This is a genomic window from Devosia sp. RR2S18, from assembly GCF_030177755.1.
Lineage (GTDB): Bacteria > Pseudomonadota > Alphaproteobacteria > Rhizobiales > Devosiaceae > Devosia > Devosia rhizosphaerae.
Genome location: NZ_CP126539.1, coordinates 3,012,464 through 3,026,485, shown reverse-complemented (window position 1 = coordinate 3,026,485; position 14,022 = coordinate 3,012,464). Strand labels below are relative to the sequence as shown.

Genomic DNA, 14,022 nt, shown 5'->3' with positions numbered 1-14,022 from the left:
GATTCCTGAGGACGAGGGTGCAAAAATGAAGACACGCGCTGCCGTAGCGTTCGAGGCTGGCAAGCCGCTCGAGGTAGTCGAAGTGGATCTGGAGGGCCCCAAGGCAGGCGAGGTTCTGGTCGAGATCAAGGCGACCGGCATTTGCCATACCGATGAGTTTACCCTGTCGGGGGCAGACCCCGAGGGCATTTTCCCCGCGATTCTGGGCCACGAGGGTGCGGGCGTTGTGCTCGAGGTCGGTGCGGGGGTGACCAGCGTTGCAGTGGGCGATCACGTGATCCCACTCTACACCCCCGAGTGTCGCGAATGCGCCTCTTGCCTCTCGGGCAAGACCAATCTTTGCACCGCGATTCGCGCAACTCAAGGAAAGGGTCTGATGCCTGATGGCACTACACGCTTCTCCTACAAGGGGCAGCCGATCTACCATTACATGGGCTGCTCCACCTTCGCTAATCATACCGTTCTGCCAGAGATCGCGCTCGCCAAGATCGATCCCGCAGCGCCCTTCGACAAGGTCTTCTATGTCGGCTGCGGTGTTACCACAGGCGTGGGCGCGGTGCTCAATACTGCCAAGGTCGAGGTCGGATCGACAGCAGTGGTCTTCGGGCTTGGCGGCATCGGACTTAACGTCATCCAGGGCCTGCGCTTGGCTGGCGCCGACATGATCATTGGCGTTGATATCAACAACGACAAGAAGCCCTGGGGTGAGCGCTTCGGAATGACGCACTTTATCAATCCAACCGAGATTGAAGGAGATGTCGTCCAGCATATCGTCAACATGACCAAGCGTGGCATCGACCAGATCGGGGGCGCCGACTACACCTTTGATTGCACCGGCAACACCAAGGTGATGCGCCAGGCACTCGAGGCCAGTCACCGCGGGTGGGGCAAGTCGGTGGTGATCGGCGTCGCCGGCGCCGGTCAGGAAATTTCAACCCGTCCGTTCCAACTCGTGACCGGCCGCACTTGGATGGGCACTGCCTTTGGCGGTGCGCGCGGCCGCACGGACGTGCCCAAGATTGTTGATTGGTATATGGGCGGCAAGATCGAGATCGATCCCATGGTCACGCACACGCTGCGTCTGGAGGACATCAACAAGGGTTTCGACCTGATGCACGCTGGCGAGAGCATCCGCTCCGTCGTGCTCTACTGAGGCCGAGCATGGAGATTATCTGCCAATCCAAGGCTCATGGCGGTATCCAGGGCGTCTATCGTCATCAGTCTGCCGCCTGCGCCTGCCCGATGACTTTTGCCGTGTTCGTGCCGCCGCATAATCGCGGTCAGAAACTGCCGGTGCTGTGGTACCTCTCTGGCCTGACCTGCACCCATGCCAACGCTATGGACAAGGGCGAGTACCGCCAGCTTGCCGCCGAACTCGGGCTTGTTATCGTCCTGCCCGACACCAGTCCTCGCGGTCCCGACGTGCCAGATGAACCAGACAATTGGAAGTTCGGCTGTGGCGCAGGCTTTTATCTAGATGCCACTGAAGCGCCCTACGCCAGCAACTACCGCATGGCCACCTATATCGGCGAAGAGCTGCCGGCGCTCGTCGCCGAGCATTTCCCCGTCGATATGGCGCGGCAGGGCATCTTCGGCCACTCCATGGGTGGGCATGGCGCGATGATCATGGCGCTCAACAATCCGGACCGGTTCCGGTCTTGTTCGGCCTTCGCGCCCATTGTTGCGCCTTCGGTCGCTGATTGGTCCCAACCGGCATTCGAGAAGTATCTCGGCAATCAGACTACTTGGCGGCGCTACGATGCCACAGCGCTGGTGGAAGACGGGCGCCGGTTTGACGACTTTTTGATCGACCAGGGCACAGCAGACAGTTTCCTTGAAACCGGACTGATGCCCTGGCGCTTCGAGGAGGCCTGCAAGACAGCAGGTCAAAGGCTCACGCTACGCATGCAGGAGGGCTATGATCACTCCTACAACTTCATCTCGACCTTCATGGATGATCATCTGCGCTGGCATGCGGAGCGACTACGCTAGCGGGGGCTTTCGCCTTCGTCCTTTACCGCCTCCATCGAAACGTGGGTGCTAGTGTGTGCCACATGGGGCAGGGCAGAAAGTTTTTCTCCCAGCACCTCGCGGTAGTCAGCAATGTCCTTGGTTCGAACCTTGAGCAGGTAGTCGAAGCTCGAGGCGATCATGTGTGCCTGCTCCACTTCGGGGATGGCGCGGACAGCCTTGTTGAAGGCCTGAAGTGCTGGAGCACGGGTGTCAGACAGCTTCACTTCCACAAAAGCGATATGGGGTTGACCTAGTTTCTTCGGGTCGATTACCGCGCGGTAACCCAATATGTAGCCCGCTTTCTCGAGCCGAGTGATGCGCGCCTGGCAGGGCGTCTTAGAAAGATTTACCCGGCGGCTGAGTTCTGCGACGCTTATCCTGGCGTCGCGCATCAGTTCGGCGAGGATGCGCTGGTCGATTGAATCGAGTGTCTCGTGGCTGACTAGTTTCATAGGAGATTCGCTTAGTTCAGGCCGCCAAATTGCGTCAGAGTCTCGTAGCTGAGTGCCAGATTGGCCGAAAAGACTTTTAGAGCAAAGCTATTATTTCGGCTGGACCGGCCGCTGCCGGGGCGATCGAGAAGCCAAGATGAACGAAATCTTAACGGCAAAAACTGCACTGCGCGCCTGCATTTACTCCGACGAAACGCAACTTGCCTGGGATTTGGTCAAGCAAGCCAAACTGCCAGAGGGGGAGCGGACCACCATCTCCCAGCGCGCCGAGCGGCTGGTGGAGGAGGTTAGGTCGGGCAACCGCCTCGGGCTCATGGAGAGCTTTCTCAGCGAGTACGGTCTGGCCACCGATGAAGGTGTGGCGTTGATGTCGCTCGCCGAGGCGCTGTTACGGGTGCCGGATGCCGAAACCATCGACGCGCTGATCCACGACAAGGTCGCCGGCTCGGACTGGACCAGTCACTTTGGTGCCTCCCCGCACCAGCTGGTGAACTTCTCCTCCTGGGCGCTGAGCCTAACGGCGGATGTGCTTGGCGACGCAGAAGTGGGGCCTAAGAACGCCCTTCATCGCGCTGTGGCCCGCCTGGGCGAGCCGGTGATCCGCAGCGCGGTACGGCAGGCGATGCGGCTGCTGGGTAGCCAGTTCGTCTTTGGGCGCACCATCGATGAGGCGATTGCTAATGCGCGCAAGCCAGAAGCCGCGGGCTACCGTTATTCCTACGACATGCTGGGTGAAGCGGCGCGGACTAGTGACGACGCAGTCCGCTACTTCGATGCTTATAGGCGGGCTATCGCCACGCTCGCGCCGCGATGCACCGCTCCGGCCGTGCGCGACAATCCCGGCATTTCAGTCAAGCTCTCCGCCTTGCACCCGCGATATGAATACGCCCAGCGCGACCGCGTACTGACGGAATTGTTCGAAGCGACACGCCAGTTGGCGCTCGCGGCGAGGAAGGCCAATATGGGCTTCAACATCGATGCCGAGGAAGCTGACCGGCTCGACCTGTCCCTTGAGGTAATTGAGGCGGTGCTAGCGAGCCCCGAACTCGCCGGTTGGGATGGCTTCGGGGTGGTCATTCAGGCCTATGGCAAGCGCATCCTCCCCCTGGTCGACTGGCTTCAGGCAACCGCTGAGGCCCTCGACCGACGCATCATGGTTCGCCTGGTCAAAGGCGCCTACTGGGATGCCGAAATCAAGCGCGCCCAAGTGCTTGGGCTTCCCGGCTACCCCGTGTTCACGCGCAAGGCGGCGACGGACGTCAGCTATATCGCCGCCGCGCGCCGGCTCTTCGCTGCCGGGCGCCTCTACCCGCAATTTGCGACCCACAATGCCCACACTGCAGCCGCTGTGCTGCATTTGGCTGAGGTGGCAGGAAGGGGGGCCGACAGCTTCGAGTTCCAGCGCCTCCATGGCATGGGCGAGCGCCTCCATGAGGTCCTCGGGAAGAAGCATGGCACGCGTACCCGCATCTATGCGCCAGTTGGAGCCCATAAGGACCTGCTCGCCTACCTCGTGCGGCGGCTTTTGGAGAATGGCGCCAATGGCTCCTTTGTCTACCAGATAGCCGATGAGGATATCCCGGCAGCTACGGTCGCCGAGGACCCAATCGGCAAGCTCCTGGCCCTTGGGGACGGCTTGCCCAACCCCGCAATCTATGCGCCAGCCGACATGTTTGCGGGCCGGCGAAACTCTGCCGGCCTCGACCTGACGGACCCTATTGCGTTCGGCGCCATGGAGGCTGCAAGGGCAGCCTTCCGTACTGAGCGGTGGCAAGCTAAGCCGATGCTCGCCGACAGCTTGCCGAGCTCAGCGAGCCAGCAGGATGCTTTGGAGCTCCGCAATCCTGCAGATGCTACAGATCGGATCGGCAGTGTGGTCCATGCCACACGAGAAGAAGTAAAGGCTGCCATCGCCAGTGCTGCTGCCTCCAACTGGCCCCAGACTCCAGTGGAAACACGAGCCGCGCTCCTGCGGGAGGTAGCGGACCTCTACGAAGCCAACAGCGCCGAACTATTTGCCCTGCTGGCGCGGGAGGCCGGCAAGACCTGGGCAGACGCTGTGGCGGAGGTCCGCGAGGCGGTGGACTTCCTCCGCTACTATGCGGCGGAAGCCGAGCGGCAGGATCTGGCGACACCGCGCGGCCCATTCGTTGCTATCTCGCCCTGGAACTTTCCTCTGGCCATCTTCACTGGGCAGATCGCAGCTGCCCTCGTGACCGGCAACCCGGTCTTGGCCAAGCCCGCACCGCAAACGCCGCTTATTGCAGCACTTGCCGTTGAGCTCATGCAAGAGGCGGGCATTCCCCGCGATGCCCTGCAGCTGCTACCCGGCGCTGGTGAGGTGGGCACGGCCCTGACCTCGGACCCGCGCATTGCAGGCGTCGCCTTCACCGGCTCGCTGCCGACCGCGCGCCGGATCGAGCAGGCGATGGCGGAAAATGTATCGCCGCGAGCGCCACTGATCGCCGAAACCGGTGGGCTCAATGCCATGATCGTCGATTCCACCGCGCTGCCAGAGCAGGCGGTCCGGGACATAATTGCATCTGCCTTTCAGTCGGCGGGTCAAAGGTGCTCTGCGCTCCGCATTCTCTATGTGCAGGAGGATGCGGCCGAGCGCACCCTCCTAATGCTCAAAGGCGCAATGGATGAATTGCGGCTGGGCGATCCGTGGCAGCTCGCCATCGATATCGGTCCCATCATTGATGAACCTGCTCGAGCTAAGATCCAGGGCTATGTTGAGGCCAATTCGGACAAGATCGTGCATCAGCTGCAGGTCCCGACCTCGGGTACTTTCGTCGCACCTACCGTGCTCCGTGTGGCCGGTATCCAAGCCATTCCCGAAGAGATCTTTGGGCCAGTGCTGCATGTCGCGACCTTTGCAGCGGATCAGCTTGAAGAGGTGATCGCGGCCATAAACCTGTCTGGCTACGGCCTAACTTTCGGCCTGCATACGCGCATTTCCTCACGCGTCCGCAAGGTCTCGGCTGCCATGCGCGTGGGCAATATATACGTCAACCGCAACCAGATCGGGGCGGTGGTGGGCTCCCAGCCGTTTGGTGGCGAAGGTCTTTCCGGCACCGGTCCCAAGGCTGGCGGGCCGCATTATCTGCCGCGGTTCACCGCAGCCGGCAGCATGGTAAGTAGCGAGCCGCTCCCACTTCCTGGCCCGACCGGGGAGAGCAATGTTCTCCATTCCGCGCCTCGAGGGGCTCTGCTTTGCCTTGGCCCAACAGAAGCTGATCGGGAAAAGCAACGCGCCATGGCCGAGGCGGCAGGGTGCACGGTGGTCTCCGGCGTGGTCGATCTCGGAACCCTGACAAATGGCACTGGCTTCGATATTGTTGCCTGCTTCGGTGACGATGCGATGCTTCGCCAGGTACGTGTGGCACTTGCCAACCGACAAGGTGTGCTCTTGCCGCTCATCACCGACCAATCCGAGGGGGAGCGGCTAAGACTCGAGCGCCATGTTTGCATCGACACGACGGCAGCTGGTGGCAATGCCAGCCTTCTCGCACAAGCAGGCTGAGAGCAGAGGCCAAGAAGCCCGCAGGCACACCTGCGGGCTTCTTATATTACTTGTCTACGAGCGGCTTAGCCGCGCGCCAGCACGGCAGCAAGCTTCGCCGGGACGGCGAGCACTTCGCGGATTAGATCGACCCGCTCGGGCGTGTAGTAGCCGTCATCATGCAGCATGTTGACGGTGCCGACCAGTTCGCCGCCGATCTCGACCGGCATATTGACCACCGACTGGCAGCCTAGGGAGTCGATCAACTCGTAATCCGGGAACACCTTGGCGATGTCGGCGATAGTGTTGGCGACGAAATACTGCCGCTCCTTGTGGACGATGTCGAACCAGCTGTCGTAGCGGATCGGCTTGGTCCCTGAGGTGGGGTAGTTCGCAGGGTCGCTGGTATAGGCCCGTCTTGCGACTTCATTCTCCATATCGACAGTCATGAAGGTGAAGAGCTTTACGCCCACGGTAGCTTCGGCTAGCCGCTGTAGAGCCGCGAAAGCCTGGTCCGCCCCCGCGGCCTGGCCAATTGCGGCATCGAACGCCGTGATGGCGGCGAAATAGTCAGTCATCCAAATGTTCCTTAAGCGATGACGCTGGCGCGCCCGTCGGAGGCAGCCAACAGTTCTTTCGAATAGGGTGCGCGCAGATCGCCGCCCTTGAGTTGTTCGACCGAGGCGATCTCGACGATCCGCCCGTGCCGCATTACAGCCAAGCGGTCGCAGAGGAAGCTCACCACCGGCAGATTGTGCGTGACGAGCAAATAGGTAAGGCCCTGTTCCCGGCGGAGGCGCTTGAGCAGGTTGAGGATTTCGGCTTGTACCGAAACGTCGAGCGCCGAGGTGGGCTCGTCGAGCAGCAGCACCTTGGGCTCGAGCATCAATGCCCGAGCGATGGCGACGCGCTGGCGCTGGCCGCCGGACAGCTGATGCGAGAACCGGAATCGGAAGCGCTGGTCCAACCCCACAGCCGCCAGCATCGCCTCCACGCGGTCACCGCGATTGCCGATGCCGTGGATTGCAAGCGGTTCGCTTAGCGTTGCATCAATGGTCTTGCGCGGATGGAGCGATCCGTAGGGATCCTGGAAGACCATCTGCACCTGACGGGAGACGGTCCGGTCCACGCCATGGCTGCGGGCGCGGCCAAGAACTTCAATCGTTCCTTCCCAATCGGGAGCCAGCCCCGCAATGGCGCGCAGAATGGTGGACTTGCCAGAGCCGCTTTCGCCAACGAGGGCAAAGCTCTCCCCTTCGGCGACGGAAAAGCCGACCTCGTGAACGACCTTGGTGTCGCCGTAGGAGATGTCGAGGCTTTCGAGTGTGATCGCGTTCATGTGCCCGCCCATTGCGTACGGTCGAGCACCGGCAGTTCGTCTCGCGCCTCGTCTATGGTGGGCATGGCGGCGAGGAGCCCACGCGTATAGGGGTGCTGTGCATGTTCCAACTGCCCGGCGGCACTTTCCTCTACCACGCGCCCTGCGTTCATGACGAGGATGCGGTCGCAATAGCGGCTGACCAGATTGAGATCGTGGCTGATTAGGATCAGCCCCATCCCTTTCTGGCTAACGAGATCATCGATAATGTCGAGCACCTGCGCCTGCACGGAGACGTCGAGCGCCGAGGTCGGCTCGTCGGCTATCAGCAGTTCAGGTTCGGGGATGAGCATCATGGCGATCATGACGCGCTGCCCCATGCCGCCCGAGACTTCATGGGGGTAAAGGGCGGCGACGCGCTTGGGATCGTTGATGCGGACCGCCTCGAGCATGGAAAGGATGCGCTCCTGGACCTCGCGGCGGCCAAGCTTGCGATGTGTCACCAGGGCTTCGGCGATCTGCTCGCCCACGGTCATCACCGGATTGAGCGAGAACTTGGGGTCCTGCATGACCATGGAGATGCGGGCGCCGCGAATGGCGCGCATCTGCTTTTCGCTCTGCTCGAGAATGGGAACGCCATGAAAGGCGAGGCGGTCGGCGGTCACCAGCCCGGGCTTGCGGATGAGCTTGAGAATGGCGCGGCCGGTCATCGACTTGCCCGAGCCGCTCTCGCCGACAATGCCCAGGCGCTCATGGCGGAGGGAGAAGGATATTCCCTTCACCACCTCGACTCGCCCCTGATGGGCGGGGAAGCTGACGCGGAGGTTTTCGACGTCGAGAAGGGTGCTCATCACTTCCCCTCGCTTTTTGGATCGAGCACGTCGCGCAGCCCGTCACCGAGGAAACAGAAGCCCAGGCTCACCAGTATAATGGCGAAGCCCGGCATGGTCGCGACCCACCATTGATCGAGGATGAAGGTGCGGCCGCGCGAGATCATGGCGCCCCACTCGGGCAATGGTGGCTGGGCGCCAAGGCCGATGAAACCCAATCCGGCAGCCGTCAGGATGACCCCGGCCATATCAAGCGTGACGCGGATGATCATGGAACTCGTGCAGAGCGGCAGGATGTGCTGCACGATGATGCGCACCGGGTTGGCGCCGGCCAGCTGCACCGCGGCAATGAACTCGGAATTGCGGATGGTCAGCGTCTCGGCGCGAGCGATGCGCGCATAAGCGGGCCAACTGGTGATCGCGATGGCGATGATGGCGTTGTTGATGCCGGGACCAAGCGCCGCAACAAAGGCAAGCGCTAGGATCAGCTTGGGCATGGACAGGAAGATGTCTGTAAACCCCATCAGCACGCGGTCGATCCAGCCGCCGAAAAAGCCCGAAACGGCACCGACCAGGAGACCCAGGGGCGCCGAGATCAGGGCCACAAGTGCGACGATGGTGAGGGTGATCTGGCTGCCCCAGATGACCCGCGAGAAGATGTCCCGGCCAAGCTCGTCCGTGCCCATCCAGTGGTCGGCTGAAGGGGGCAGAAGGCGGGCGGAGAGGTTCTGTCCCGTTGCCGAATAGGGCGCCAGCCACGGCGCAAACAGAGCCGTCAGCACCAGGACAAGGATGATGAGCCCGCCCAGCACCGAAAGCGGGTTGCGCAAGAGCGCCGTGAAAACGCGATAGGCGCGGCCTGCATTGGCCTGCCAGCGGGAGGAAGGGGAGTCGGCGAGCAGCCAGTCACGCGTGGTCATGCCGCCCTCGGATCCAGAACCCGATAAAGCACATCGGAGACCTTATTGATGAAGATGAAGACAGCACCGATCACCAGCGTAGCGCCGAGCACGGCGTTCATGTCGGCATTGAGCAGGGCGGTGGTCAGATAATTGCCGATGCCGGGCCAGCTGAAAACAGTTTCGATCATCACCGAGCCCTCGAGCAGGCCGGCATAGGAAAGGCCGATCACGGTGATCAGCGGCACGCGGATGGGCTTAAAGGCATGGCGCCAGATCACCACCCGCTCCGGCACCCCCTTGACGCGGGCGGTGGTGACGAACTCCTGCCCCAGCTGGTCGAGCATGAAGCTGCGCGTCATGCGGGCGATATAGGCCAGGCTAAAAAAGCCCAGCACCGATGCCGGCAGAATTAGGTGATGCAGGGCATTCCAGAAGATGTCGATCTCGCCGGCGATAAGGCTGTCGATCAGGATCAGACCAGTCACCTGCGCTACCAGCCCGTCGTAGAAGATGTCGAGGCGTCCTGGCCCGGCGACCCATTGCAGTTGGGCGTAGAAGAGCGCGAGGCCGACCAGGCCAAGCCAGAACGCCGGCATGGAATAGCCCAGCAGGCCCACAACCCGGATGACCTGATCGGTGATCGACCCCTGCCGCGCCGCAGCCGTCACACCCAACGGCACGCCGAGCGCGACCCCGATCAGGATGCCGATGGTGGCCATCTCCAGGGTGGCGGGGAAGAACCGCGCCAAATCCTCGACGACCGGACGCCCAGTGGAAACCGACTGCCCGAGGTCTCCCGTCAAGACGCTGCCGACATAGCCGATGAACTGGATCGGTAGCGGCTGGTTGAGGCCCATCGCCTCGCGGGTGGCATCATAGACGGCCTGGGGCGCGCGATCACCGACCACCGCCAGCACGGGATCGATGGGAATGACGCGGCCGATGAAGAAGGTAATCGCAAGGAGACCGAGAAAGGTCAGAAAAACAGTCACCACGAACCATGCAACGGCAGAAAACCGGCGCCCCCAGCGGCGAGCACGGTAGGCGGAGGGCGCAACGGAGACACTGGTTTGTGGTTCGAGCGTCAACTACATTCCTTTGGCGAAACAAAGAGTTACGCGCACGGAATGACTCTCCTGTGCGGTATCAAGCTCTTGAGATTTCGCTTTCACCTTACAAGAAAGTTTGGTTAGATCAAAAAAATTTTGGTGGCAGGCATGGCGGCAGTACCGGCGATGAAAGCAGAGGAGGGGCATCCCAAAGTGGGTGCGCTGATCCGTGCGCGTCGCCGCCAGCAGCAGATGACCCTGATGGATTTGGGAGAGTCTGCAGAGGTTTCGGTGGGCTATCTGAGCCAGGTAGAGCGGGATCACGCTACGCCCTCACTGGGCACGCTGGCGCAGATCGCGCGAGCGCTTGGCGTCAGCATCGATTACTTCATCGCCGCGCCGGCCACCCACACCGCACTGACCCGGGCCAGTGAACGCAACCGCTTCTCGGTGGATGGCTCATCGATGATCTACGAGCGGCTCGGGGCTGACTTCCCTGGCAATCAGCTCAGCAGTTTCGTAATGACAGTGCCGCCGGGCTACCGCTCGGAAACTGTCGCGCACGAGGGCGAGGAGATCCTCTTCGTGCTTGAGGGTTCCATCATGCAGCGCCTCGACGGCGAGGATATGGTGATGAACGCCGGCGACAGTTTGCATTTCCGCGGCAATCGCCCCCATTCGTGGTCCAATCACACCGATCAGCCAGCGCGCCTGCTTTGGACCGGCACGCTCGCTTTGTTCCGCTCGACGGCTCGGCCCACGCGCCAGCTACCAGACAAGGTAAAAACCGGCACCCCAAAACCGGCCAAGAATAAGAAAATGGTCAAACCAATGGAGAAACGCTGATGAAGCATTTTCGCGCAGCCCTTCTGGCTACTGCACTGACCCTGCCGCTCGCGGCCGGGGCAGCCTATGCCGCCACCCCCGCCGATGCACTGGTGATCGCCCAGAACATTGACGACATCGTCGCGCTTGATCCAGCGCAGGCCTATGAGTTTACCGCGGGGGAGATCAATACCAATCTCTATGACCGTCTGGTGCAGTATGAAGCTGAGGATACTACACAGCTGGTCGGCGGCCTCGCCGAAGACTGGACGATCGATGAAGAGGCAAAGTCGATCACCTTCACACTCCGCGACACCAACTTCGCGTCGGGCAATCCGGTTCGCCCCGAAGACGTGCTCTTCTCGTTCAAGCGTGTCGTCGATCTCAACCTCACCCCCGCTTTCATCCTGACCCAGCTTGGCTGGACGCCGGAGAATATCGAGGAGATGGTAACGGTCGACGGCGACACAGTCACCGTTCGTTGGGAGGGTGACTTCGCCTCGGGCTTCGTGCTGAACGTGCTGGCAGCGCGCCCGGCCTCCATTGTCGACGAGGCTCTGGTTATGGAGCACGAGGTCGACGGCGACTTGGGCAACACCTGGCTCAACACGAATTCTGCGGGTTCCGGCCCGTTCGTTCTGACCGACTATCGTCCGGCCGAATTCGTGCGCATGAGTGCCAATGAGAACTACTTCCGTGGCGCCCCCGCCATGAAGCAGGTGCTGATCCGCCATGTTGCCGAAGCCGCTACCCAGCAGCTCCTGCTGACGTCGGGCGACGTTGATATGGCCAAGAACCTGACTCCCGATCAGATCGGCGGCCTGGCAGCACCAATCAAGGTGGAGGCTTACCCTCAGGCGGCGGTCCACTTCCTATCGTTCAACCAAAAGACGGACGAACTTACGCCACCAGCTGTGTGGGAAGCTGCCCGCTACCTCGTGGACTACGACGGCATGACGCAGTCCTTCCTCGCCGGGCAGATGGAGAAGCATCAGGCCTTCTGGCCCAAAGGTTTTCCAGGTTCCTATGACGAGACGCCCTATAGCTACGATCTGGAGAAGGCTAAGCAGATCCTCGAAGAGGCGGGCATCACGACGCCGATCGAGGTCACCCTCGATGTGATCAACTCCACGCCCTTCACCGATATAGCCCAGTCACTGCAGGCCAGCTTCGCCGAGGCGGGGATTAACTTTGAGATCGTCCCAGGAACTGGCGCTCAGGTCATCACCAAGTATCGGGAGCGGGCGCACGAAGCCATGCTTCTCTATTGGGGCCCGGATTTCATGGATCCGCACTCCAACGCCAAGGCGTTCGCCTATAATTCGGATAATTCCGATGACAACTATCAGGCGACCACCACATGGCGGAACAGCTGGGAAGTTCCCGCCGAACTGAACGAGATGACGATGGCGGCTTTGGCCGAGCCAGATGCCGAGAAGCGCAACGAGATGTATGTCGAGCTGCAGCAGAAGGTTCAGGAAAGCTCGCCCATCGTCATCATGTTCCAGGCCGAGTCGCAGGTCGCCATGGCCGAGAACGTCGAAGGCTATGTGAACGGCGCCACTTCGGACTTCGTCTACTATCGCCTCGTCACCAAGGACTAGGCGCCAGACAGCGGTGGCACCTGACCGCCGCCGCAGGGGAGCCGGGTTGGTCCCTCGGGCTCGGCTCCTCCACTCTTCCGACCAGCATTCTCTTTCGAGCCAAACATGAACGCCCATCTCTCCACGCGCATGGCAAATCTGCGCGCCCGCATGGAAGCTACCGGTACCGATCTCGTCGCCATCGGCCCCTCGAGCCATATGCTTTGGCTCGCTGACCTCTCGCCGCATGGCGATGAGCGTCCCGTCTTGCTGCTGGTGAGCCAGAGCTTTGCTGGAATCCTTATGCCCGCGCTCAATGTCGACAGTGCGCGCCAGCACACCGATCTTCCTTTCTTTCCGTGGGCCGACGCCGACGGGCCGCAGCCGGCGCTCGAGGAACTGATCGACGCGGCGGGCGTGCCTCGCATCAGTCCTTCCATCGTGCTTGACGAAACCATGCGCGCCGATTTTGCGCTACTGCTGCTCGATGCGCTTCCCGGCGCTTCCCGCCGGTTTACCGAGGATACGGTCGGCTATCTCCGCTCACGCAAAGATGCGGACGAATATGAGCGGCTCAAGGCGAGTGCTCTGCTCAATGACCGCGCCATGGAAGCGGGCTTTGCCGCACTACGTCCCGGCATCACTGAAACGGAAGTCGCCACCGTTATCCGCGACTTCTATAAGGCCAACGGCGCCACCACCGAGTTCTGCAGCGTCTGCTTCGGTGCAAACGGCGCCTTTCCCCATCACCACACCGGCAACACCAAGTTGGCACCCGGCGACGCGGTGCTGATCGACACTGGCGGCCGTATTGGCGGGTATCCCTCGGATATGACGCGTGTGGGCTATCTTGGCTCGGCGCCCAAAGGCTACCAGGAGGTTCATTCGATACTGGAGCGGGCCGTTAATGCGGCGATTAAGGCCGCCAAGCCGGGTGTGCCGGCGAGTGTGGTGGACAAAGCCGCCCGCGACATCATCACCGCGGCCGGCTATGGCCCCAATTTCCTCCACCGTACCGGCCACGGCTTGGGCGTCGACATCCACGAAGCCCCCTACATCACCGCCAGCAGTGAGACGGTGTTGGATGAAGGCATGGTGTTTTCGATCGAGCCTGGGATTTACCTCCAGGGTCGGTTCGGGCTGCGCCTTGAGGAGATTGTCATCATCCGCAACGGGGTGGCGGAAGTCCTATCAGAGATGCCGAGAACAACGGTATCCGCTTAGACATCAAACCACTGGTCCGGTTCACCTGCCGGGGAACGGGATCACGTTGCTGACATTGCTGCTGTCCGTATCCTTGCGGGCATAGGCGATCTCGTATCCGGTCTCGAGCGCCTCTTCGATCTTCATGCGCAAGCGGATCTCTGCGGCACGGTTGGGCTGCAGGGCGCCGAGGCACTGTTCTATGCGGCCAATCGTCTTGAGAAGGCCGTTGTCGGAGTAAGCTTGGTCTTGCATGGTCGCGACTCGCTCTGCCTGTGCACTAAGACACCGCGCGCGCATTTTGTTCCAGTGGCACTTTAAGCAAAGTTTCTGAATTGAATT

13 protein-coding genes are annotated in these 14,022 nt (G+C 61.5%); 6 read left to right on the top strand and 7 right to left on the bottom strand.

Annotated features, from left to right (window positions below):
• Positions 1 to 25: 25 nt before the first annotated feature.
• Positions 26 to 1,153, top strand: a complete 1,128-nt coding sequence (locus QOV41_RS14920) for an S-(hydroxymethyl)glutathione dehydrogenase/class III alcohol dehydrogenase (protein ID WP_284577584.1) — start codon at positions 26 to 28, stop codon at positions 1,151 to 1,153.
• A gap of 8 nt (positions 1,154 to 1,161) precedes the next feature.
• On the top strand, positions 1,162 to 1,992 hold the full coding sequence (fghA, locus tag QOV41_RS14915) for an S-formylglutathione hydrolase (protein WP_284577583.1): 831 nt from the start codon (positions 1,162 to 1,164) through the stop codon (positions 1,990 to 1,992).
• Here fghA and QOV41_RS14910 read toward each other — a convergent pair.
• Positions 1,989 to 2,465: an Lrp/AsnC family transcriptional regulator gene (locus QOV41_RS14910; protein ID WP_284577581.1), complete on the bottom strand. Its 477-nt coding sequence runs from the start codon at positions 2,463 to 2,465 to the stop codon at positions 1,989 to 1,991. The genes fghA and QOV41_RS14910 overlap by 4 nt on opposite strands.
• A 136-nt stretch (positions 2,466 to 2,601) precedes the next feature.
• Here QOV41_RS14910 and putA point away from each other — a divergent pair, with 136 nt between their 5' ends.
• The gene (putA, locus tag QOV41_RS14905; protein WP_284577579.1) at positions 2,602 to 5,991 is read left to right on the top strand and encodes a bifunctional proline dehydrogenase/L-glutamate gamma-semialdehyde dehydrogenase PutA; all 3,390 of its coding nucleotides are present in this window, start codon (positions 2,602 to 2,604) and stop codon (positions 5,989 to 5,991) included.
• Positions 5,992 to 6,056: 65 nt separating this feature from the next.
• On the opposite strand, the gene QOV41_RS14900 is transcribed toward putA, so the two are convergent.
• The 5 genes from QOV41_RS14900 to QOV41_RS14880 are packed head-to-tail and all read right to left on the bottom strand — an operon-like array spanning position 6,057 to position 10,015.
• On the bottom strand, positions 6,057 to 6,548 hold the full coding sequence (locus QOV41_RS14900) for a GAF domain-containing protein (RefSeq protein ID WP_284577577.1): 492 nt from the start codon (positions 6,546 to 6,548) through the stop codon (positions 6,057 to 6,059).
• 11 nt (positions 6,549 to 6,559) lie between these two features.
• Complete coding sequence (locus tag QOV41_RS14895; protein WP_284577576.1) at positions 6,560 to 7,309, bottom strand: ABC transporter ATP-binding protein; 750 nt, start codon at positions 7,307 to 7,309, stop codon at positions 6,560 to 6,562.
• Positions 7,306 to 8,139, bottom strand: coding sequence for an ABC transporter ATP-binding protein (locus tag QOV41_RS14890; protein WP_284577575.1), 834 nt, complete (start codon positions 8,137 to 8,139; stop codon positions 7,306 to 7,308). Before QOV41_RS14890 ends, QOV41_RS14895 begins: the two co-directional genes overlap by 4 nt.
• Positions 8,139 to 9,038, bottom strand: a complete 900-nt coding sequence (locus tag QOV41_RS14885; protein ID WP_284577573.1) for an ABC transporter permease — start codon at positions 9,036 to 9,038, stop codon at positions 8,139 to 8,141. Before QOV41_RS14885 ends, QOV41_RS14890 begins: the two co-directional genes overlap by 1 nt.
• Positions 9,035 to 10,015: an ABC transporter permease gene (locus QOV41_RS14880; protein WP_284581345.1), complete on the bottom strand. Its 981-nt coding sequence runs from the start codon at positions 10,013 to 10,015 to the stop codon at positions 9,035 to 9,037. Before QOV41_RS14880 ends, QOV41_RS14885 begins: the two co-directional genes overlap by 4 nt.
• 222 nt (positions 10,016 to 10,237) lie before the next feature.
• On the opposite strand from QOV41_RS14880, the gene QOV41_RS14875 reads away from it, so the two are divergent.
• From QOV41_RS14875 to QOV41_RS14865, 3 genes are all read left to right on the top strand, one after another.
• The gene (locus QOV41_RS14875) at positions 10,238 to 10,915 is read left to right on the top strand and encodes a helix-turn-helix domain-containing protein (RefSeq protein WP_284577572.1); all 678 of its coding nucleotides are present in this window, start codon (positions 10,238 to 10,240) and stop codon (positions 10,913 to 10,915) included.
• A complete protein-coding gene (locus QOV41_RS14870) occupies positions 10,915 to 12,498 on the top strand; it encodes an ABC transporter substrate-binding protein (protein WP_284577571.1) in 1,584 nt (527 codons plus the stop codon). Before QOV41_RS14875 ends, QOV41_RS14870 begins: the two co-directional genes overlap by 1 nt.
• Before the next feature lie 105 nt (positions 12,499 to 12,603).
• Complete coding sequence (locus QOV41_RS14865) at positions 12,604 to 13,701, top strand: M24 family metallopeptidase (RefSeq protein ID WP_284577569.1); 1,098 nt, start codon at positions 12,604 to 12,606, stop codon at positions 13,699 to 13,701.
• Between the two features lie 21 nt (positions 13,702 to 13,722).
• Here the strand turns inward: QOV41_RS14865 and QOV41_RS14860 are convergent, their stop codons facing one another.
• Positions 13,723 to 13,935 carry a hypothetical protein gene (locus QOV41_RS14860; RefSeq protein ID WP_284577567.1) on the bottom strand — a complete coding sequence of 71 codons (213 nt, stop codon included), beginning with the start codon at positions 13,933 to 13,935 and terminating at the stop codon, positions 13,723 to 13,725.
• Positions 13,936 to 14,022 lie beyond the last annotated feature (87 nt).

Coding starts and splice junctions, on each gene's coding strand:
- QOV41_RS14920 (WP_284577584.1), top strand. CDS start 26: ATGAAGACACGCGCTGCCGTAGCGTTCGAGGCTGGCAAGCCGCTCGAG.
- fghA (WP_284577583.1), top strand. CDS start 1,162: ATGGAGATTATCTGCCAATCCAAGGCTCATGGCGGTATCCAGGGCGTC.
- QOV41_RS14910 (WP_284577581.1), bottom strand. CDS start 2,465: ATGAAACTAGTCAGCCACGAGACACTCGATTCAATCGACCAGCGCATC.
- putA (WP_284577579.1), top strand. CDS start 2,602: ATGAACGAAATCTTAACGGCAAAAACTGCACTGCGCGCCTGCATTTAC.
- QOV41_RS14900 (WP_284577577.1), bottom strand. CDS start 6,548: ATGACTGACTATTTCGCCGCCATCACGGCGTTCGATGCCGCAATTGGC.
- QOV41_RS14895 (WP_284577576.1), bottom strand. CDS start 7,309: ATGAACGCGATCACACTCGAAAGCCTCGACATCTCCTACGGCGACACC.
- QOV41_RS14890 (WP_284577575.1), bottom strand. CDS start 8,139: ATGAGCACCCTTCTCGACGTCGAAAACCTCCGCGTCAGCTTCCCCGCC.
- QOV41_RS14885 (WP_284577573.1), bottom strand. CDS start 9,038: ATGACCACGCGTGACTGGCTGCTCGCCGACTCCCCTTCCTCCCGCTGG.
- QOV41_RS14875 (WP_284577572.1), top strand. CDS start 10,238: ATGGCGGCAGTACCGGCGATGAAAGCAGAGGAGGGGCATCCCAAAGTG.
- QOV41_RS14870 (WP_284577571.1), top strand. CDS start 10,915: ATGAAGCATTTTCGCGCAGCCCTTCTGGCTACTGCACTGACCCTGCCG.
- QOV41_RS14865 (WP_284577569.1), top strand. CDS start 12,604: ATGAACGCCCATCTCTCCACGCGCATGGCAAATCTGCGCGCCCGCATG.
- QOV41_RS14860 (WP_284577567.1), bottom strand. CDS start 13,935: ATGCAAGACCAAGCTTACTCCGACAACGGCCTTCTCAAGACGATTGGC.